The sequence below is a fragment of the Caballeronia sp. LZ024 genome, from assembly GCF_031451455.1.
Classification (GTDB): Bacteria; Pseudomonadota; Gammaproteobacteria; order Burkholderiales; family Burkholderiaceae; genus Caballeronia; species Caballeronia telluris.
In genome coordinates, this window is the sequence record NZ_JARUXL010000003.1 from 398,194 (window position 1) to 417,500 (window position 19,307).

At 63.3% G+C, this 19,307-nt stretch carries 19 protein-coding genes; 8 read left to right on the forward strand and 11 right to left on the reverse strand.

The window, feature by feature from the left end:
• The 4 genes from QCE48_RS19310 to QCE48_RS19325 all read left to right on the forward strand — a co-directional run.
• Nucleotides 1-1,405: DUF2345 domain-containing protein (locus QCE48_RS19310; protein WP_409014721.1), on the forward strand; the 1,405-nt coding region annotated here is incomplete at its 5' end.
• Between the two features lie 310 nt (nt 1,406-1,715).
• Nucleotides 1,716-2,603 (forward strand): hypothetical protein, encoded by an 888-nt coding sequence (locus QCE48_RS19315; protein WP_309784113.1) that lies wholly within the window; start codon nt 1,716-1,718, stop codon nt 2,601-2,603.
• Nucleotides 2,581-3,141 carry a hypothetical protein gene (locus QCE48_RS19320; RefSeq protein WP_309784114.1) on the forward strand — a complete coding sequence of 187 codons (561 nt, stop codon included), beginning with the start codon at nt 2,581-2,583 and terminating at the stop codon, nt 3,139-3,141. Before QCE48_RS19315 ends, QCE48_RS19320 begins: the two co-directional genes overlap by 23 nt.
• 443 nt (nt 3,142-3,584) lie before the next feature.
• Complete coding sequence (locus QCE48_RS19325; RefSeq protein ID WP_309784116.1) at nt 3,585-4,031, forward strand: SRPBCC family protein; 447 nt, start codon at nt 3,585-3,587, stop codon at nt 4,029-4,031.
• Here QCE48_RS19325 and QCE48_RS19330 read toward each other — a convergent pair.
• Nucleotides 3,992-5,080 carry a LacI family DNA-binding transcriptional regulator gene (locus QCE48_RS19330; RefSeq protein WP_309784117.1) on the reverse strand — a complete coding sequence of 363 codons (1,089 nt, stop codon included), beginning with the start codon at nt 5,078-5,080 and terminating at the stop codon, nt 3,992-3,994. The two genes, QCE48_RS19325 and QCE48_RS19330, sit on opposite strands and share 40 nt — an antisense overlap.
• Nucleotides 5,081-5,176: 96 nt before the next feature.
• Between QCE48_RS19330 and QCE48_RS19335 the strand changes: the two genes are divergently transcribed.
• Both QCE48_RS19335 and QCE48_RS19340 read left to right on the forward strand, forming a co-directional pair.
• Nucleotides 5,177-6,355, forward strand: a complete 1,179-nt coding sequence (locus QCE48_RS19335) for a phytanoyl-CoA dioxygenase family protein (protein WP_309784118.1) — start codon at nt 5,177-5,179, stop codon at nt 6,353-6,355.
• A gap of 76 nt (nt 6,356-6,431) precedes the next feature.
• Complete coding sequence (locus QCE48_RS19340) at nt 6,432-7,094, forward strand: DUF2278 family protein (RefSeq protein ID WP_309784119.1); 663 nt, start codon at nt 6,432-6,434, stop codon at nt 7,092-7,094.
• An 83-nt stretch (nt 7,095-7,177) separates the two neighbouring features.
• Here QCE48_RS19340 and QCE48_RS19345 read toward each other — a convergent pair whose 3' ends face one another.
• The 8 genes from QCE48_RS19345 to QCE48_RS19380 all read right to left on the reverse strand — a co-directional run bounded on the left by QCE48_RS19345 (nt 7,178) and on the right by QCE48_RS19380 (nt 14,243).
• Nucleotides 7,178-7,462 (reverse strand): hypothetical protein, encoded by a 285-nt coding sequence (locus QCE48_RS19345; protein ID WP_116565728.1) that lies wholly within the window; start codon nt 7,460-7,462, stop codon nt 7,178-7,180.
• A 180-nt stretch (nt 7,463-7,642) separates the two neighbouring features.
• A complete protein-coding gene (locus QCE48_RS19350) occupies nt 7,643-9,103 on the reverse strand; it encodes an efflux transporter outer membrane subunit (RefSeq protein ID WP_309784120.1) in 1,461 nt (486 codons plus the stop codon).
• Nucleotides 9,100-10,083 carry an efflux RND transporter periplasmic adaptor subunit gene (locus tag QCE48_RS19355; protein ID WP_309784121.1) on the reverse strand — a complete coding sequence of 328 codons (984 nt, stop codon included), beginning with the start codon at nt 10,081-10,083 and terminating at the stop codon, nt 9,100-9,102. The genes QCE48_RS19350 and QCE48_RS19355 overlap by 4 nt, the downstream gene beginning before the upstream one ends.
• Nucleotides 10,080-10,289, reverse strand: a complete 210-nt coding sequence (locus QCE48_RS19360; RefSeq protein ID WP_309784122.1) for a DUF1656 domain-containing protein — start codon at nt 10,287-10,289, stop codon at nt 10,080-10,082. Before QCE48_RS19360 ends, QCE48_RS19355 begins: the two co-directional genes overlap by 4 nt.
• Before the next feature lie 34 nt (nt 10,290-10,323).
• Nucleotides 10,324-12,426 carry an FUSC family protein gene (locus QCE48_RS19365; protein ID WP_309784123.1) on the reverse strand — a complete coding sequence of 701 codons (2,103 nt, stop codon included), beginning with the start codon at nt 12,424-12,426 and terminating at the stop codon, nt 10,324-10,326.
• The gene (locus QCE48_RS19370) at nt 12,423-12,941 is read right to left on the reverse strand and encodes a MarR family transcriptional regulator (RefSeq protein ID WP_309785051.1); all 519 of its coding nucleotides are present in this window, start codon (nt 12,939-12,941) and stop codon (nt 12,423-12,425) included. The genes QCE48_RS19365 and QCE48_RS19370 overlap by 4 nt, the downstream gene beginning before the upstream one ends.
• Before the next feature lie 190 nt (nt 12,942-13,131).
• Nucleotides 13,132-13,662, reverse strand: coding sequence for a GNAT family N-acetyltransferase (locus tag QCE48_RS19375; RefSeq protein ID WP_309784124.1), 531 nt, complete (start codon nt 13,660-13,662; stop codon nt 13,132-13,134).
• A gap of 11 nt (nt 13,663-13,673) precedes the next feature.
• Nucleotides 13,674-14,243: an XRE family transcriptional regulator gene (locus tag QCE48_RS19380; RefSeq protein WP_309785052.1), complete on the reverse strand. Its 570-nt coding sequence runs from the start codon at nt 14,241-14,243 to the stop codon at nt 13,674-13,676.
• Between the two features lie 169 nt (nt 14,244-14,412).
• Between QCE48_RS19380 and QCE48_RS19385 the strand changes: the two genes are divergently transcribed.
• Nucleotides 14,413-15,078, forward strand: coding sequence for a MarC family protein (locus QCE48_RS19385; RefSeq protein ID WP_309784125.1), 666 nt, complete (start codon nt 14,413-14,415; stop codon nt 15,076-15,078).
• A 48-nt stretch (nt 15,079-15,126) separates the two neighbouring features.
• Here the strand turns inward: QCE48_RS19385 and QCE48_RS19390 are convergent, their stop codons facing one another.
• Together QCE48_RS19390 and QCE48_RS19395 are read right to left on the reverse strand one after the other, a co-directional pair.
• On the reverse strand, nt 15,127-15,912 hold the full coding sequence (locus QCE48_RS19390) for an ABC transporter substrate-binding protein (protein ID WP_309784126.1): 786 nt from the start codon (nt 15,910-15,912) through the stop codon (nt 15,127-15,129).
• Between the two features lie 56 nt (nt 15,913-15,968).
• A complete protein-coding gene (locus QCE48_RS19395; protein ID WP_309785053.1) occupies nt 15,969-17,570 on the reverse strand; it encodes a peptide chain release factor 3 in 1,602 nt (533 codons plus the stop codon).
• A gap of 361 nt (nt 17,571-17,931) precedes the next feature.
• On the opposite strand from QCE48_RS19395, the gene QCE48_RS19400 reads away from it, so the two are divergent.
• The gene (locus tag QCE48_RS19400; RefSeq protein WP_309785054.1) at nt 17,932-19,272 is read left to right on the forward strand and encodes an NYN domain-containing protein; all 1,341 of its coding nucleotides are present in this window, start codon (nt 17,932-17,934) and stop codon (nt 19,270-19,272) included.
• The last annotated feature ends 35 nt before the right edge of the window (nt 19,273-19,307 follow it).

Genomic DNA, 19,307 nt, shown 5'->3' on the forward strand with positions numbered 1-19,307 from the left:
CATCTACGGCACGCATCACCTGGATCAGCAGGGTGCGAAGTGGGAGGCGCAACTTCGCCACGAGGCGGCGATCGCGCGGCAGGTGGTATTCGAGGGCGAGAGCACCATGGCGGCGCTGCAGTGCGCGCGCGTGCTCGAAACCGACGTCGTGCTGCCCGATGCGCCCAAGGGCCAGGTGATTATCGAGGTCACGCACCGTGGTGCGCGCGACAAGGCCTACACCAACAGCTATAAGGCCATCCCCGCCGATCGGCGCTTCCGTCTTGAAATCAGGCCGGAGAGCTGGCCCAAAATCGCCGGCACGCTCAGTGCAAGAATTTGCAGCCCGGATAAATACACCTATGGGTATCTGAATTCGGTCGGCTACTACGTCGTGCGGTTCGATGTTGATTTCGCTGACTGGCCCAAGGGCGGCGAAAGCGTGCCGCTGCGTCTCGCCAAACCGTTCGCGGGCAAGTTGCAGACCGGCATGCACTTCGTCGCGCTCGATAATGACGAAGCCGTGATCTCGTTTAGAGATGGCGATCCGGACAAGCCGGAAATTACGGCTTTTCATCATCACAGTCAGGCGCGCGATCTCATCACGAATGACCGTCGCTGGCTTTCGCGCAACACGATCCGAACCCAAAGCAACAATAAACTGCGCTTGGAAGATTGGGCAGGGCAGGAGGGCATAAAGCTTAGTACGGAACACTCGGGCAAGTCACAGCTCAATCTCGGCTATCTGGTGAATCAGAAGCTCGAATACAGGGGTGAAGGCTATGAGCTTCGGACATCGGGCTACGGCGTAAGTCGAGCAGGCAAGGGCCTGCACCTGACGGCCTACGATCGCCCGGCCGCGAACGGCAAGCAGCTCGACATGCAGGAGACCATCGCGCAGCTCGAAAGCGCTTTGGAACTCGCCAAGGTACTTGCGAATTCCGCGAGCAGCGCGAAGGCCGAGCCTGCCGATACCGCCGCCCAGCAGCAAGTCAAGGACGATCTCGATGGGCTGAAGAAGCCCGGCCTCCTCATGAGCACGCCAGCATCAGCGGGCCTTGTGGCAGCCGGCGGGATACAGTTTTCCGCGGAAGACAGTATTACCGGCGTGGCCGGCAAGAATGCTGACTTCAGCGTCGCGAAGCGCTTTACCGCCGCGGTAGGCGAAAAGATATCGCTCTTCGCACAGAAGTGCGGCATCAAGATCTTCGCCGCAAAAGGCCCCGTCGAGTTCCAGGCGCAGAGCGGCCCAATGTCGGTCATTGCGGACAAGGACGTCAATTTTGCCAGCGTCAACGGCAAGGTTAACCTCGCCGCCGCCAAGGAAATCATCCTCGAATGTGGCGGCGCATTCATCCAGATCAAGGACGGCAGCATCACGCTGGGTGGCCCCTACGACCTATTTTTTAAGACCATTACGGTTTAGAAAAAAGGCAAGGCGTCGCGAAACCCTGTGTTGCCGTTGATGCCCGGGGGGGGCCTATTCGACGAGGCATTTCTTCTCAAAAACGAGCATACCGGTGAAATTTTAGTTGGTCGCAAATACAGAATCAAACGGCAGGACGGAAGCTATGAAGAGGGGATAACCGATGCCACCGGACACACTCATTTAGTGATAACTTCCCATCCGGAAAAACTCATAATTGAAGTGGCACAGGAGTAACTGCCATCATGTCTCTTATGTATATAGCCACGGAAATAGATTAGAGAAAAGAATTACGAGCAAGGATAGCGCCATGGATGACACATCAGATACGAAATGGGTAGCATACGGCAGCTCAACAACTTCCCCTGTTGACAACACGGAGCGCAGGGAAGTAAAAATACCGCAAGTAAAATTACTCTTTTTGCTTTTTTGGGTAAAAGGAAAATTTGGCGGATATCTTTACAGTGAAGGCGCGAAAACCAGAATGCATAATATAAAAAACAGCAGCTGGTACGACGAACATATACATGAAGTACACTGTCCAGACATCGAAGATGTTTCAGAAATCTTGGATATCATTCCCCGATACATTTCAAAATTCGGGGGTGCGCTTAAGGTTCGTACAAAAGAAGTTAGCTATCATTCTCATGCAGGAGGCGATGGTCCCATTGGAAGCGCAAACCCAGCAAAGTATTCATTCGGCACGCCAGGTGAATTTGGTCAAATGAAATTGGATGGTTGGGAATCAATCGACTTCAATTGGGACTCTAATTGTCCAAGATTTATCCTATATGGTTGCGATTCGGCTCTCGAAGCACCTCCAGTAGATCATCCAAATCAGAAGGCCTACAAGAATTTCGCCAAAACCTTATCGACAAAGAAAAATTTCGAAAATGTCGAGGTATGGGGCCAATCGACCAAATCAGCCCCATCATTTCTACCCGACTATCGAGTTACTTCGGCAGCGCGAGATATGCGCACGGGATGGTCCGTCGGGGCAACTTTTCAGGTCGCCGCAGGCATGAACGGTGGGTGGAAGGCCACTGACCTTAGCGGATATATTCTTGACCCAGATCCAGATCGGGAATACATCAAGAAGCACTTTGATCCAGTCCAACCTATGTACTGCTACAAGAACGGAGAAAAGATTCGCTCGATTCACCAAGGATACTACAATGACCATCGCAAAAAAGTATAAGGCATTAATGTGTTTATTGGTCGCAATCCTAATAACCATGTTTTTATGGTGGCATTTCACTTATTCGGAGCCCCCTTTTGTCATCATTGGCGATAAAGATGTGCTCAGCAAGATCCAAGTTAACGTGTATATGTTTAGATATCAAAAAAATTCTTCATTGAAAACAGTTTTTATGAATGGTAGATCGTATAAAGTAGATGATCAGAACGTCGATCGATTCGAAATTTATTCCAGTTACGACAAGAAATTATTTTTCCACTATGGATATGACAATGTGCCCAGAATGGTTAATGACGACAGCATCGCGCGGAACACCCTTCTATTTTGTAAGTCAGGCGAGAATATATTTGTTTCCACTCGTTCAACGAATTGTGAGAACCTAAAAAACGAGGCGAGATTGCTACCTCTTGAAGATGAAGTAAAAAAGGAGCTTTCTGAAGAACGTGAGAAGCCAAATATTAAAACAAAAGATGACGAGAAAGGTTTTGTGCGAGATCTCGCGAAATCATTTCTCGATGTAACTGAGCCTGAAAACTAATCTCCGTTGCTAAACCACATACTCGCTGGAGGTGACGCTAGCATCCCTTGTCACTCTATTTCCGATGGAGAATGAATCCCGGCGCAAAAAAGAACCGCAAGAGATCCATGCGGGAAGGGGATATTCGGGAGCGCAACGACTTCGCCTATTGACAACGCCGAGCCCAAATCGGCCCATCGACACGAACAGGCTTGGTGGTATTCACGCGATTCGTTCGGTCAATCGGGAGGCGTGGATGGCCACAGTATGCTCCAGACGCGGCCTGCCTCGGCTTCCCGAGCGGTTTGCATCGCGGGATTTCAACGCAAGAATGATGGTGCGGATTACGATGCGCAAGCGAGCGTCGAGCGAGCGGGTTTTCCCTGATCCCGCTCGTGTCGATATGAACGGCGGCGCATCGTCGTAGGGATATGACCCACTTCTCCGTGAACGGAAATCACACCATGACAACCGGAACCATCCAACTCCACCGCGTTTTGCGCGCTCCGCCGGAGCGCATCTATCGCGCCTTCCTCGAACCCGATGCGATCGCGAAATGGCTTCCTCCGTATGGATTCACCTGTCAGGTTCACCACATGGAAGCCCGTGTCGGTGGCACCCACAAGATGTCCTTTCGCAACTTCGGCACGGGGCACGGCCATTCGTTCGGCGGCGAGTACATCGAACTGGTGCCGTCCGAGAAGATTCGCTACACGGACCGGTTCGACGACACGAACCTGCCCGGCGAGATGCACGTCACGGTTTCTTTGCGGCAGGTGTCCTGCGGAACCGAACTCTCGATCGTGCAAGAGGGCATACCGGAGGTCATTCCCGTGGAGATGTGCTACCTCGGCTGGCAGGAGTCGCTGGTTCAACTGGCAAGGCTCGTCGAACCCGAGATTCCTGATTGAGCGGTCCGTCTGCAGAATCGCTGTTCGACGGATTGCGGAATGTTCGTCGGCGTGATGACGACCACCGACGACGAAGACCCCACCGCCGACGCCGGCAGCAGCTTGTGAAAGTGCATGACGTGGTGACACGCGGTGCGCATGTCCTGTCGCAGATCGTGGTGCAGCACCGCGCTCAGTTTTCCGTCATGCAGCAACTCGACATTGTCGCGATCCAGATCGTGCCCGATGAAACACTTCGGTTTCTGGCCGATCGACTCGAGCGCGCGGAGTATCGCGACATTTCCGCCGCCCATCGAATACACCGCGACGATTTTCCGGCCTGAACCGACCGCTCGCCTGACGCGCTCCTCCGTCTGTACGTCGAGACCGTGACCGCCGCTCGCATCCACGAGCCCCAGCTTCGGATACCGCCGCCGCAACTCTTCGCGAAAGCTGATTTCGCGTTCTTCCTCGCCTCTGAAGCGCTCGTCGCTCATTGTGATGAGGACGTCGCCGTCCCGGCGCGCGAGCCATTGACCGATGAGGTAAGCGGCTGTCGCGCCCGCCATCCGGTTGTCGAGGCCCGCGTAGGCGATGCGCGCGGACAGCGGCATGTCCGTAAAAATGGTGATCACGGGGACACCGCGTTGCTGCAACTGCGCGACAGCGCCGGCAACCTCGGGGACGTCCCGCGCCTTGAGCAACACGCCATGACTGCCTCGTCGGCCAATCGACTTCAGCGCATCCACGACGTCTGCTGTCGTCATCGTGTCGTGCATCAGAAAGCGTGGCCGGAACACGGCCGGATGCAGGCCCGGCAGTTCCGACTCCAGCGCTTCACGGATTTCGTCGGAAAACCGCCGCGGCGCTTCGACGACGACATCGACGACGAGCTTGCGTCCGCTCGTCGCCAGTTGGAACTGCTGCTTTTCCAGTTCCTTGATGGCGTGTTGCACGCGCTGGCGCGTGTGCTCGCGGACGTGTTCCCGCCCGTTCAGGACGCGGTCGACCGTCGCGAGCCCAAGCCCCGCCTGAAGCGCGATTTCCTTCATGAGGAATCGATGAGCCACGTCGGTCGTCCCGGCTTGAGGTGTTTTTGATGTTTTTATGGTAACGCAAGCACGCGCGGGAGGGCTATCGTTGGAACAAGAACAGAAGGAGACACCATGAACGCCACAGCCACCCGACGCAACGGGTACCGCGAGCAGGATTGCTCGCTACGGGAATTCGTCTCGGCGCTTGAACCCCGTGCAGACGACGACGGTCTGCGGTTTGCCGCCGAGACCGTCGACCACGTTCCGGTGTACGACTGCCGTGAACTTGGCGCTGCGCTCGAAGATGCATCGCGACGTGCGGACCTGCAGGCCGAATGGGCCAACGTTTTGCACGCGGGCGCGGGCGTGCTGGTGCTCAAGCGCGTCTACACCGACGCCGCACCGGTCGATGCGGCGACGGCGGTCTTCGAATCGGTCATCCGCGAGGAGCACGAAGCCGGGATCGCGGCCGCTGACCATTTCGCGAAGGCGGGCGCGAACGACCGCATCTGGAACGCGCAGGAAAAGCTTTGCCTGCGAGCGCCCTCGGTATTCGCCAGCTACTTCGCCCGTCCGGCGCTCGTGGCGATGGCGGAAGCGTGGTTAGGTCCGCACTTCCAGGTGACGTCGCAGGTCAACGTCGTGCGCCCCGGCGGTCAGGCGCAGCAGGCGCACCGGGATTACCATCTCGGATTTCAAACCGCGGGAGAGGCCGAGCGTTATCCCGCCCACGTTCACGCGATGTCGCCGTTTCTTACGCTGCAGGGAGCCGTGGCTCACACCGACATGCCCGTGGAAAGCGGTCCGACGAAGCTCCTGCCTTTCTCGCAGCGCTATGCCGAGGGCTATCTGGCGTGGCGTCGGCAGGACTTTCGCGATTACTTTGAGACGCACTTCGTCCAGTTGCCGCTCGAAAAAGGCGACGCCGTCTTCTTCAGTCCTGCGCTGTTCCATGCCGCCGGCGAGAACAGGACAACCTCGGTGCACCGCATGGCGAACCTGCTGCAGATTTCCTCGGCTTACGGCCGGGCGATGGAATCGCTGAACCGCACGAGGATGTGCGAGGTCGTTTATCCGGTCCTGCTCGACCGGATGCAGACGCAGCGCATCACGCCGGAAGAGGCCGACGCGGTGATTGCCTCGACTGCGGAAGGCTATCCGTTTCCGACGAATCTCGACAAGGACCCGCCGCAAGGCGGTCTTGCGCCGGAAAGTCAGCAGGGGCTCTTTCGCCGCGCGCTGACGGAGTCGTGGAGCGCAGACCGTTTCATCGCCGCAGTTCGCGATCAGGCAGGGCGGCGCGAGGCATAGGGCGATCGTCCGGAACGCGCCTCGACCAATCGCGTTATCCTGCTGGCTCTTCGCGCACGCAACGAAGGAGCGTCGGATGGCACTGGCCTACGGTTTCGTCAAGGCTCGAATCGTTTCGCCGCCCGTGCTGAAGGCGACTCGCCGGCAGCATGAAACGCAGTATCACCAGCACTTCGGCGTGCTCGTCAATGGCGCGCAATGGGACGTCGCGGTCAACGTCGGCACCAACGACGACGACGACCTGCTGAAGTACAAGCTCGCCTACGACTTCCGCCACCCGGTCATCCAGACGCTCGGGCAGATGAGCGCCGGATCGCATCCGCTGACGGGCACGGCCGCATTGCCCGCGATCGACTTCATCCGCAGCGACATCCTCTCGACGACCGGCAACTGGCGCAACAGCGACGTGATGGACGGCTCAGCATTCCCGGAACCTGCGGCGTCGTTGAACCGGCTGCTGCTGCGCGCGCAGCAGCTTCAGTCCGACGTGTACGTGTTCGGCCGCTTCTATGCCGAAGGCAACGGCATCCACGATACGCACATGAATCAGGGTTCGACGGGCAGTTTCATCCACCGTCCGGGCGACGACTCCAACGATCACAACGACATCTGGCAGGACGGCTGTCTTTTGGCCGATCTCGGCGAGCCCGAATGGGCCGTGTACTTCGCCGCGTTCAACAAGCAACTGGTGCCGACCGACGATCTCGGCAACCCGCTGCCCAACGCACAGCTAATCTGATCGCGCGACGGATCGTCGAAATTTGGGCGAAAAAAAACCCGGCCATTCGTCGTGGCCGGGCTTTTCATACAGCGAGACGCCGCTTACTGCGGCTGGCCCTTGTCGTTGGTGCCGAGCGACGATGCCGCCTTCGCCGCCGATGCACCCTTCAGGTGCGCGGCCTTGTTCTCTTGATGCAGCGTCGTGCCGCCGGTGCCCTTCTTGTGCTTCACGTGCGGGCCCGATGCCGCCATGCCCGAATCGGGGCCTTCGGCCTTGCCGCCATCCGAGTTCGAGCCGCCGCCGCCGCCCGCGCCTTGCGCGAACACCGGTGCCGAGAGTGCAAATGCCAGCATGCCGACTACTGCCAACTTGTTCGTTTGTTTCATCTGAAACTCCTGTTATTGAGCGGGTAGGGCCTTCGGATACGAGACACGCGCGGCACGTGCGGCCGTTGTGCCAGGCTGTCGTGACACGCTTTCGCGCCATTCACTTCGATTACACGACGTTCCATCAACGCGTGACTGTACACAAAAGTTGACAGATTTATCGGCGTCCCCGGATTCCGCCTACTTTTTCGCCATTTCCGGACGAGCGTTCGCCACCGGCGTTTCCCAGCCGCCGCCGAGCGCGCGGAACAGGTTGACCTGATCGAGCGCGACCTGGCCTTCCGCCGCCGCGAGCTGCGAATTGGTCGTGGTGAGCGTGCGCGTCGCGTCGAGGTCGGCGATGAAGGACTCGCGACCCGCGATATAGAAACGGTGCGTCTCGCTCGCGGACTGCGCCGCCGATTTCTGCGCCGCGCGCAGCGACTCCATGCGCTCGTAGTCGGCGGCGTAGGTCGCGAGGCTCGTCTGCGTTTCGCGCAGCGCGTTGAGCACGACGCTGTCGAAGCGGGCGAGCGCGACGTCCGCGCCGGCCCGCGCTTCGCGCACGCGGCCGCGCGCGCCGTTCGCGGGAAACGTCCAGCTGATGAGCGGCCCGAATCCCCAGCGCTGCGTTTCCGGCTTGCCGAGATCCGCCGCGACGCCCGTCACCCCGACCGAAGCGCCGATCGCGACGGTCGGATAGAGCGCGCCGGTCGCGACGCCGATGCGCGCCGTCGATGCCGCGAGCCGCCGTTCGGCCTCGCGCACGTCGGGGCGGCGGCGCAGGAGCGCGGCGCCGTCGCCGACCGGCAACGCGTTTTTGATGCGCGGCGTCTCGTGGCACGCGAGCACTGCTTTCGGCAGGTCGGCGGGGGCGCGCGCGAGCAGCATCGCGAGGCGGTATTGCGCGATGCGGCGGCGCGCCCGATAGCGCGGAATATCGGCGGTGAGGGTTTCGACCTGCGTCTGGCCGCGCGTGACGTCGGGCGTGTTGCCGCGCCCCGCGTCGCGCAGCCGGCGCGTGAGCACGACGCGCTGCTTTTGCAGCGCGAGCGACTGCTGCGCGATCGCCAGTTCCTCGGCGGCCGAGCAGTTCTCGACGTAGGCGCGCACGACATCCGCGACCACCGTGATGCGCGCGAGATCGCCGGCGGCCTGCACGGCCTCGGTGTCGGCGCCGGCCGCTTCGACGCCGCGTCTGAGCGTGCCGAACAGATCGATTTCGTATGAGACGCTGAGGCCGATGTCGCCTTCGTTGACGACGGGCAGCTTTTCGAAGATCAGGAACTGCTCGCCCGATTCCTGCGCGCGCTTGACCGCCGCGTCGGCCTTGCCCGAGAAGCCGCCCTGCGCCTCCGCGACGCCGAGCGCTTCGCGCGAGCGCGCGAGGTTCGCCGCCGCGACGCGCAAATCGGCGTTCGATTTCAGCGCGTCCTGCACGAGGCTGTCGAGAGCCGGATCGTCGTAGAGACGCCACCAGTATTGCGGCACCGCCTGATGGCCGACGAGCGCGTCGCCCGCGCCGTCGAGCGGCGCGTTTGCGAGCGGCGCGTTGACCACGGCGTCCTTGGGCAGCGAATAGTCCGGGCCGACCGTGATGCAAGCGGCGAGCGCGCAGACGGCCGGCAGGAGTGCGAGGGTGAAAGCGCGCGGCGTCTTCATCGCTTGATTTCCGACGACGGCTGCGCGGCGGAGGCGGCCGGCACCGTGGAAGCGCCCGCAGCCGACGAAGTCCCAGGCACACTGGACGCCGCCCGCTCGGGCCCGAGCGACGGCGCGAGCCGGCGCACCGAGACCGTCGCGGTGCGCCCGGCGATCATGCGGAAGTCGGCGGGCACTTCGTCGAGCGCGATGCGCACCGGAATCCGTTGCGCGAGCCGCACCCAGCTGAACGCCGGATTCACGTTCGGCAGGAGGTTCGTGCCCTGCGTGCGGTCGCGGTCCTCGATACCCGCCGCGATGCTCTGCACGTGCCCGCGCAGCACGCCCGGCTCGCCCATGACCTCGATATCCACCGCCTGACCGATGTCGATGCCGCGCAGCTTCGTTTCCTCGAAGTATCCGTCGACGCGAAACGAATGCATGTCGACCACCGACAGCACCGGCCGGCTCGCCGCCACGTATTCGCCGGTGCGCGGCGCGCGGTCGTTCAGATAGCCGTCGACCGGGCTCACGATCACCGTGCGCGCGAGATTCAGGCGCGCGGTATCGATGGCGACTTCGGCGTCGGCGAGCGCGGCTTCCGCCTGCTGCACGCGCGAGCGCGTTTCCTCCGCTGCCTCGCGCGCGACCAGATCGCCGAGCGCGCGGTTGCGCGCGTCCTCCCGGCGCGCCTGGTCGAGCGTCGCGCGGCGCTGCTGCGCGGTCGCCTGCGCCTGACGCAGCGTCAGCGCGTAGCGCGCCTGATCGATCACGAAGAGCGTCTGGCCTTGCTTGACCGACTGGTTGTCGACGACATCGACTTGCACGATCAGCCCGCCGACGTCCGGCGCGACCTGCACGACATCGGCGCGCACGTGGCCGTCGCGCGTCCACGGCGAAAACATGTAATAGCCGACGAGCCGCCACAGCACGAAGCACGCGACGGCCACGACGACGAGCGTCAGGAGAATCTGTCCAACGGAGAACCAGGTTTTTTTCACGTCACGAACCGATGGGAAAGAACGACGACAGCACCGAGCACGAGCACGTAAATGCCCAGATCGAAGATCGACCGGTGCCAGACGAAGCGATAAAAGCCGACGCGCGCGAGTACCGTGCGGATCGCGAGATTCACGAGATACGCGACGAGCATCAGCACGAGAATGGCCGGCACGAAGACGCCGAAGATGTCGATTTCGCCGATCATCGGACGGACTCCGCGCGGGTAAGGTGAAGGAACGTCATGCCGAGGCCTCTTGTGCCGGCCCGGTCACGCCGCTCGTCTGCGGAAAGAGCGACAGCCGGATGCCGACGAGCGCGTGCAGCGCGTCGCGCAACGGGCGCGCGGGCAGCGCAGAGGCGGGGGCGGGCTGACCTTCGGCCAGCGGCTCGCCGCCGCCGCCGTTTGCGGTCGACACGCGCGCGAGCGCGGCGTCGATGGCCGTTTGCAGGCTCGCCGGTACCGGCTGACGCGCGCGGCGCGCGACGCAGCGGTTGTAGTGATCGCGGACGCCGTCGAGCACCGTGTCGATCGACGCGCTCACGTCGTCGCCCGTGCGGCGCCGCGCGCGCGTGAGATCGAGCGCGTTGAACGCGACCCGCAGATCGCGAAAGCTCTCGATCGAAGGGTGACGATGGTCGTCGGTGGCGGCGAGGCGCGGGATCAGTTGCATCAGGCGGTCGAGCATGCGTGCGGCGAGATTGCGCTGATCGCCGTCGGGCGGCGTGGCCGTGCTCAGCACCACGTCCTGCCAGCTCGATCGCATCAGGCGCGCCGCCGCGAGTTCCGCGCCGAACGGGCGCGTCATCCGCGTCCAGATGAACGCGAAGAGCAGGCCCGCCGGACCCGCCAGGTTGCTATTCAGGAAGGTCAGGAAGTTGGCTTCGTAGGCGCTCTGGATGCTGATGAACGAGGCCGTGTTGACGGCGACGAGCATCGTCGCGAGATTGAACTGCGGGCGCGGAATCAGCGTGCCGACGATCAGGAACGGCACGGCGAACATCACGACGAGCATCGCGAAATCGTGCACGTTCGGCAGGATCACGAACAGGTACAGCCCGGCGAGCACGACGCTCGCGCAAGTCCAGACGAAGAACGCGAAGACCTGCGGCGCGGGTTCGTCGAGCGCGGCGAAGAAGCAGCACGCGACCGCCGCGAGCGACACGGCCGCGGCGCCGTCGTTCCAGCCGGAGCTGATCCACAGGCTCGACGCGACGAAGATCGCCGCCACCGCCGAGCCGGCCGAGAACAGCAGCATGCCGCGATCGAAATAGCGCGCCGAGCCGCCGAGCCGCCAATGCCTGAAGCGCGGCCGCCAGGCGCCTTTCTCGCGCGCGATCAGGATGCGCAGCGCGCGGCAGTCCTGCCAGACGTCGACGACCTGCTTCAACCGCCAGAGCGCATTCGACAGGAGCGCGCCTTCCCAGGTCGCGAGTTCGGCCGGCGCCGGTTCCAGCGCCGCGATGCGCTCGCGCAGACGGTCGGCTTCGCGCTCGGCCGTTTCGTTCTCGGCGAGCGGCGCGTCGAACCATGCGACGACATCGGCGAGCAGTGTCGCGAGGCCCGCCGGACGCGCCCTGGCGCCGCCGAGCAGCGCGATCAGCGGATCGGCGAGGGCGGAGACGATCGGCAGCAGCAACTGCATGCGTCCGCGCAGCGCGTGCGCGCGCACGAGGATGTCGGGCCGCGTGTGATCGTAGGCGAGCTGGCTCAGCAGGAATTCGAGCTGGTTGACGGTCGCGGCGAGCCGCTGGCGCGCCGCGGAGATCGGCTGACCCGCGATGCGCCCGGAAAGCGTCTCCTTGACGTAGAACGCGGCGTCGCGAAACCAGGCGTCGGTGCGCTCGACGAGCGACGGCGCGAGCCGGCTCGGAAACACCGCCCCGCCGACGACGCTCGCGCACACGATGCCGAGCAGGATTTCCTCGGTGCGCGTGATCGCGAGGTCGAAGACGCCGGCCGGGTTCGTCACGGCGGGCAGCGCGATCAGCGGCAGCGTGTAGCCCGCGAGCATGAAGACGTAGCTGCGCGCGGTGCGGTCGGAAATGGCGAGATAGAGCAGCGTGCCCGTCCACAGCGCGACGACGAAGCTGAACAGATACGGCGATTCCACGAACGGCGGCACGAACAGCACCGCCGCCGAGGCGCCGAGCATCGTGCCGAGCGCGCGGTAGAGCGCCTTCGAACGCGTCGCGCCGACAAACGGATTCGACACGATATAGACCGTCGCCATCGCCCAGTAGGGTCGCGGCAGTTCGAGCCTGAGCGCGATGTAGAGCGCCAGCATCGAGGCGGTGAAAGTCTTCAGCGAAAACAGCCAGTCGCGCGCGGACGGTAGCGTCATGGTGCGGTGTCCGGGTGCTTCGGATCGCGATGGGCGGGCTCGCGCGCGGGTTCGTGGGCCGGAGCGCGCCGGGGCGCGGCCACCCGCTTGGACCCGTTGAAGAGCGTCAACACCCGCAGCGTGGCTTCCAGATCGGCGCGGCTCACGCCTTCGAGCACTTCGCCGCGCAGCCCGGTCAGTTCCTTCTCGATGGTCGCGGTGATTGCGCGGCCTTCGTCGGTCAGCGAGATGGTTTTCGCGCGGCGGTCGTCGGGGTCTTCGTCGCGGCGCATCAGGCCGGCGGCGCACAACTGGTCGAGCAAGCGCACGAGCGACGGACCTTCGATGCCCACGTGCTCCGCGAGCGTCACCTGCCGCACGCCCGCGCCGAGCCTGCCGGCGATCAGGAGCGGCGCGGCGCAGGCTTCGGAGACGTTGTAGGCGGCCAGCAGTCCGTGGCTCGCGCGCCGCCAGTGGCGGGCGGCGGTCACGAGCGTACTGCTCACGGCGAGTCGCAAGGCGTCGAGATTTTGCATGGCGGGCATTATATTTTGAGACAAATTCGTTAGCAAGCTATCGAAATGGTCACGAAACGGACGTGCTCGTCGACAGCGACTGGTGAGCGCGTCGTCGCGCAAGCGCATTCAGCGACCGAGCGCGCGGACGAGGTGAGGAGAAACGTGTGCTGAGATACTTCCGCGCTGCTTGCGCTCTCGATCGGCGACGCTACAGCAGTTGCTTGTGATAAAACGTCGTCCCGCACAATTCGCCGTCGGGCATCAGCGCGTAGTTCGGCACTTCGCCGACACGTTGCCAGCCCGCACGCTCATACAGCCTTTCGGCATCGCCTCCGGTCACGGTATCGAGCACGAGCACGGACTTGTTCTCCTCGCGTGCTGCGCGTTCGGCCTCCGCCATCAGCAGCCGTCCGACGCCGCACCGACGAGCCTGCCGATGCACCAGCATCTTTGCGATGTCCGCGCGATGCGGCTGGTTCTCCGGCTGCTCCGTGACGACTTGAACCGTACCGACGATCCGCCCGGTTTCGTCTTCGGCGACCAGCAGTACGCGTTCCCCGCGCGCGACGCCTTCGGCTACCCTTTGCCAGAATGCCACGGCCTTCTCGCGGGAAATCGGCAGCATGAAGCTCACCGATGCGCCGCCTTCGACGCAGTCGATGAGCACATCGGCGAGACCTTCCACGCACGCTGCCGCTTCACCGGCGCTTGCGCGGCGCACTGTCACAGTGTCGATCATTCGTTGTTCCGTTATTGAGGGAGGGAGGTGAGCGCCACCAGATAACGCGCGACCTTCCTGGTGGGATTCCTGAAGGCGGTGGGGCAATCCAGCCGCATTGCGAGGCAGTCGCCGGCCTCGAGCCGCCAGCGCGTTTCGCCGACCGTGATTTCCATCGTGCCTTCGAGTAACCAGACCTGCTGGAAAATCTGGGCGTCGCGCGAACGGGTGTCGTAGTCGACGCGCCGGCCAGCGGGAAACCTGACCTCGACGAGCTGGATCGGCGAGCGTGCGGCGGGCGACAGGTGTCGCCGGATATATTTGGACGCTGGATCGGTCCAGACCGGCTGTTCAGCGGCGCGGGAAACCGGCGATGGTTCGGCCGCCGGCGCCACGCTCTGTTCGAACAGCAAGGCGAGGGGCACATTCAGCGCGGTCGCGAGTTTGTCGAGAACGGTCGCGGTGGGGCTGCTCTGTCCGCGTTCGATGAGCGAGATGTTGGAGCGGCTCACTGCGCTGCGTTCGGCCAGCGCGTCGAGCGACCAGCCTTGCGCGTCTCGCAGTTCCCGCACGCGGCGCGCGATGGTTGCATTGATATCCATGCCGTCCAGTTTAATGGATTTCATATCCAGTAAACTAGAAAATGGACGTTTGGTGCTGTCAACGGCAGCACGGCCTGGTCGGCGCTGGTCCCACCGGATCGGCTCACCTATACTCGAACCCGGACGAGCACTTCGCGAACCAGGAAGCGTCAGCGACCCAAGGAACTCCATGCTCAACGAATTCACGAAGACGGTCCTCGTGATCGTCGCCGGGCTTTTTCCTCTCATCAATCCGCCGGCCACCGCGCTCATCGTGCTCAGCATGGTGCCGCACGCGACGCTCGCCGAGCGCAGCGAAATCGCCCGGCGCATCTCGATCAACAGCTTTGCGATCCTGCTCGCTTCGCTCTCGATCGGCGCATATGTGCGGTCGTTCTTCGGGATCTCGATTCCGGTGCTGCGTGTCGCGGGCGGCGTCGTCATCGCGATGGCGGGCTGGAATCTCCTGCAAGCCCCCGACGACACGGAAGCCGAAGCCGCCGAAGTCGCGCCCGCGACCGATCGCACGGCGTCGCTGCGCGCGAAGTCGTTTTATCCGCTGACGCTGCCGATCACCGTCGGCCCGGGCGCCATCGCCGTGGCGATCGCGCTCGGCACCGGTTCGCCGCGTGCGGGACTGTTGCCGGTGCATATGGTCGGCGTGGGCGTCGCGCTCGTGATCCTGTGCGCGAGCATCTACGTGTGCGTGCGCTTTTCCGGCCACCTCGAACGCTTGCTCGGCACCGTCGGCACGCAGGTCGCCATGCGGCTCTTCGCCTTCGTGATCTTCTGCATCGGCGTGCAGATTCTCTGGCTCGGCGTGTCAGAACTGATCGAAACCGTGCGCCTGAAATGAAAAGCGGCGCCTCATGGGGCGCCGCTTTCGACATCGCGCGTCAGGACTTCACTCGCCGTACACGTCGAAGTCGAAATACTTGTCGGCGATCTTCTTGTACGTGCCGTCCTTGATCATCGCGGCGATTGCGCCGTCGAGCTTCTCCTTCAGGTCGGTGTCTTCGCGACGCAAGCCGATCGCCGTGCCCGGCCCGAAGATCGCGCTGTCTTCCAGCGCGCCGCCCGCGAACGCGTAGGGCTTGCCGCGCGGCGTGTCGAGAAAGCCGCGCTCGGCCTGCACCGCGTTTTGCAGTGACGCGTCGAGGCGTCCCGTCAGCAAGTCCGCATAGACCTGGTCCTGGTCGGCATACGACACCACTTGCACGCCCTTCGCGCCCCAGTGCGCCTTCGCGTAGGTTTCCTGCATCGAACCCTGCTCGACGCCCACCGATTTGCCCGCAAGCGACTCGGCCGTCGGCTGGATCGCGGAACCCTTCTTCGCGACGAGGCGGGTCGGCACATGGAAGAGCTTGCTGCTGAACGCGATCTGCTTGACGCGCGCGGGCGTCATCGACATGGTCGAGAGCACGCCGTCGAACTTTTTCGCCTTGAGGCCCGGAATCATGCCGTCGAACGCGTTCTCGACCCACACGCATTTCGCGTTCAGGCGCCGGCACAGTTCGTTGCCCACGTCGATGTCGAAGCCGACGAGCGTGCCGTCCGGCGCCTTCGATTCGAACGGCGGATAGCTCGCATCGACGCCGAAGCGGATCGTCGACCAGTCCTTCGCCTGAGCCACGGTCGAAACGGCAACAGCGAGCGTGGCACCCAGCAATAACGTCAACAGCCTCTTCACAATGGTCCTCGTTGGTTGAAAGAATGCTTTGAAAGCAACGCCTTGAAACGAACGCCTCAGAGCGACTTGCGAAACGGCGCGCCGGAGTGCTCGCGCAGTTCGTTGAAGACGATCTTCGGCCACGCCTTCTGCGCGACTTCGATTTCGGAGATGTGCGAAGCAAGATACGTCGGCGCGTTCGATGCGTCGAGCGCCATGCGGCCCGCGTAGGCGTCGCTGAAGCGGCGCAGTTCGGCGGCGTCGTCGCAGGTCACCCAGCGCGACATGCGATAGCGCGCGGGCATGATGCGCACATCGACCTTGTATTCCGCCGACAGCCGATGCGACACCACTTCGAACTGAAGCTGCCCGACCGCGCCGAGGATGATCGACCCGCCGACGACCGGGCGGAACACCTGGATCGCGCCTTCGTCGCCGAACTGGTTGAGCGCTTCGCCGAGCTGCTTCGCGCGCATCGGATCGACCACTTCGACGGTCTGGAAGATTTCCGGCGCGAAGAACGGCAGGCCGGTGAACTGGAGTTCCTCGCCTTCGGTGAGCGTGTCGCCGAGGCGCAGCGTGCCGTGGTTCGGGATGCCGATGATGTCGCCCGGATACGCCTCGCTCACCGTCTCGCGGCGCTGCGAGAGGAACGTGACGACGTTGTTCGCGCGAAACGTCTTCGCCGAGCGCGTGACCTTGAGCGCCATGCCGCGCTCGAAATGGCCCGAACACACGCGGATGAACGCAACGCGGTCGCGGTGCGCGAGGTCCATGTTCGCCTGCACCTTGAACACGACGCCGGTGAACTTCGGCTCGTCGGGCATCACGGGGCGCTGCACGGTCATGCGCATCGAGGGCGGCGGCGCGAGATCGACGAGCGCGTCGAGAATTTCCTTCACGCCGAAATTGTTGATCGCCGAGCCGAACAGCACCGGCGACTGCTGGCCCGCGAGAAACGCGTCGCGGTCGAGCGGCGGCGTCGCGCCCGTGATCAGGTCGATTTCTTCCTTCGCGCGCGCCCAGCTCGAACCAAAACGGCGTTCGCCTTCCTCGTCGGAGGGCGCCGTCAGCGTTTCGACTTCGCCGCCGGCCGTGTCCTGGCCCGGACGGAACAGGCGCACCTGATCGCGCTGGATGTCGTAGACGCCCTGAAATTCCTTGCCCATGCCGATCGGCCAGGTGAACGGCACGGCCGCGACGCCCAGATGCTGCTCGATTTCGTCGAGCAGTTCGAGCGGCTGGCGCACTTCGCGGTCGAGTTTGTTGATGAACGTGAGAATCGGCGTGCGGCGCGCGCGGCAGACTTCGAGCAGCTTCAACGTCTGCGCTTCGACGCCGTTCGCGCCGTCGATCACCATCACGGCGGCATCGACGGCGGTCAGCACGCGATAGGTGTCCTCGGAGAAGTCTTCGTGGCCCGGCGTGTCGAGCAGATTGATGACGGCGTCGCCGTATTCGAACTGCATCACCGAACTGGCGACCGAAATGCCGCGCTGCTTCTCAATCTCCATCCAGTCGGACGTCGCGTAGCGGTTGCTTTTGCGGCCCTTCACGGTGCCCGCGATCTGGATCGCGCCCGAGAACAGCAGCAGTTTTTCGGTGAGCGTCGTCTTGCCCGCATCAGGGTGGGAAATGACCGCGAACGTGCGGCGCCGTTGAAGTTCGGAGACTGGCATGGTGTCGAGATAAGCGATGGGTTCGTCCGCGGGGTCCGTGTTCACCGGTCGGCGCCCGGCTTGGCCCCGGTTCGCTCGCGAGGCGAGCAAAAAGGCAAAGGGGCGGACGGCGGACTGCCTCGCGGGAAAACACGCAAAGGCCGCCGCTCGATGGCGGAAAGGCGGAAAAAAGCGGGATGGACGCGATGATACACGTCCTCGGCGCGACGGCGGAATGCCGCGCGCGCGGCCGCGCGAGCGCGAGGGGCTATCATGTGCGCAAATTCAAGACGCCTTGAGCCTCGATCGAGCTTCGACGACTCGGCGACAAAACGGAAAAACGGCGGGAGAACACATGGCTTTAACTCAGGAAAGCGTCAGCATGGCGCTGTTTTGCGACTTCGAAAACGTGGCGCTCGGCGTGCGCGACGCGAAGTACGAGAAGTTCGACATCGTGCCGGTGCTGGAGCGGCTGCTGCTCAAGGGCAGCATCGTCGTGAAGAAGGCGTATTGCGACTGGGACCGCTACAAGGGCTTCAAGGCGTCGATGCACGAGGCGAGTTTCGAGCTGATCGAGATTCCGCACGTGCGCCAGTCGGGCAAGAATTCGGCGGACATCCGGCTCGTCGTCGATGCGCTCGACCTTTGCTACACGAAGTCGCACGTCGATACGTTCGTCATCATCAGCGGCGATTCGGACTTTTCGCCGCTCGTCTCCAAGCTGCGCGAAAACGCGAAAAAGGTGATCGGCGTGGGCGTGAAGAATTCGACGTCCGATCTGCTGGTCGCGAATTGCGACGAATTCATTTTCTACGACGACCTCGTGCGCGAGCAGCAACGCGCGATCGCCAAGCGCGAGGCGAGCGAGGCGAGCGCGCGGGCGAAGCGCTCGGCGGACGACGGCCGCCAGCAAAAGCACAGTATGGAAGCGCGCAAGGCGCAGGCGATCGCGCTCGCGGTCGAAACCTTCGACGCGCTGTCGTCCGAGCGCGGCGAGAGCGGGAAGATCTGGGCGTCGGTGTTGAAGAGCGCGATCAAGCGGCGCAAACCCGATTTCAGCGAGTCGTACTTCGGGTTCCGCGCGTTCGGCAATCTGCTCGACGAAGCGCAGGCGCGCGGGCTCCTGGAAGTCGGGCGCGACGAGAAATCGGGTGCGTTCGTGTTCCGGTCGAACGCGGCGATCGTCGCGGAACCGGCGGTGTCGAACGTCGAGGAGACGGGCGTCGTCAGGGGCGAAAAGGGCGAGAAAAACGGCGGCCGGCGCAAGGGGCGCGGCGGGCGGAAGGAAACGCCGGCTCCGGTCGAAAGCGCGGTGGTCGAGGAGCCGTATTCGGCGGAAGAAGCCGAGTCGTTTGTGCCGCAAGCGGCGCCCGAGCACGACGTGCAAATCGCGCAAGAAGCCGCCGACGAGCCGGCGGAAGTCTCCGAGCCGACTGAAGCGCAGCAGCCGTCAAGGCCGGCGGCGCGTCGCGGACGCAAGACGGCGACGAAAAAGCGCGGCGCGCAGACATTACCCGAACGCGCCCAGCCTTTCTGGCCGGTAGCGGACGCGCAAGACGCGGCGTCGAGTGCCGACATCGCGGAGACGGCCGCCTCGCCGGACGCGCCCCACGATCACCCCGACGACACGCCGTCCGCCGAACAGCCGAAGCCGGCCCGCAAGCCGGCGCGTAAATCCGCACCGCGAGCGCGCCGGCCGCGCAAGACGGCGGCGGCGAGCTAGCGGACAAACGCGCGCGTCCGTCGCCGAGAACCTGC

Bases quoted from the DNA above. Each gene is read 5' to 3' on its own strand.
- QCE48_RS19365 (WP_309784123.1), bottom strand. From the start codon at position 12,426: ATGACGCTACCGTCCGCGCGCGACTGGCTGTTTTCGCTGAAGACTTTC.
- QCE48_RS19315 (WP_309784113.1), top strand. From the start codon at position 1,716: ATGGATGACACATCAGATACGAAATGGGTAGCATACGGCAGCTCAACA.
- QCE48_RS19360 (WP_309784122.1), bottom strand. From the start codon at position 10,289: ATGATCGGCGAAATCGACATCTTCGGCGTCTTCGTGCCGGCCATTCTC.
- QCE48_RS19335 (WP_309784118.1), top strand. From the start codon at position 5,177: ATGAACGCCACAGCCACCCGACGCAACGGGTACCGCGAGCAGGATTGC.
- QCE48_RS19320 (WP_309784114.1), top strand. From the start codon at position 2,581: ATGACCATCGCAAAAAAGTATAAGGCATTAATGTGTTTATTGGTCGCA.
- QCE48_RS19395 (WP_309785053.1), bottom strand. From the start codon at position 17,570: ATGCCAGTCTCCGAACTTCAACGGCGCCGCACGTTCGCGGTCATTTCC.
- QCE48_RS19370 (WP_309785051.1), bottom strand. From the start codon at position 12,941: ATGCAAAATCTCGACGCCTTGCGACTCGCCGTGAGCAGTACGCTCGTG.
- QCE48_RS19345 (WP_116565728.1), bottom strand. From the start codon at position 7,462: ATGAAACAAACGAACAAGTTGGCAGTAGTCGGCATGCTGGCATTTGCA.
- QCE48_RS19400 (WP_309785054.1), top strand. From the start codon at position 17,932: ATGGCGCTGTTTTGCGACTTCGAAAACGTGGCGCTCGGCGTGCGCGAC.
- QCE48_RS19325 (WP_309784116.1), top strand. From the start codon at position 3,585: ATGACAACCGGAACCATCCAACTCCACCGCGTTTTGCGCGCTCCGCCG.
- QCE48_RS19380 (WP_309785052.1), bottom strand. From the start codon at position 14,243: ATGGATATCAATGCAACCATCGCGCGCCGCGTGCGGGAACTGCGAGAC.
- QCE48_RS19350 (WP_309784120.1), bottom strand. From the start codon at position 9,103: ATGAAGACGCCGCGCGCTTTCACCCTCGCACTCCTGCCGGCCGTCTGC.
- QCE48_RS19375 (WP_309784124.1), bottom strand. From the start codon at position 13,662: ATGATCGACACTGTGACAGTGCGCCGCGCAAGCGCCGGTGAAGCGGCA.
- QCE48_RS19385 (WP_309784125.1), top strand. From the start codon at position 14,413: ATGCTCAACGAATTCACGAAGACGGTCCTCGTGATCGTCGCCGGGCTT.
- QCE48_RS19340 (WP_309784119.1), top strand. From the start codon at position 6,432: ATGGCACTGGCCTACGGTTTCGTCAAGGCTCGAATCGTTTCGCCGCCC.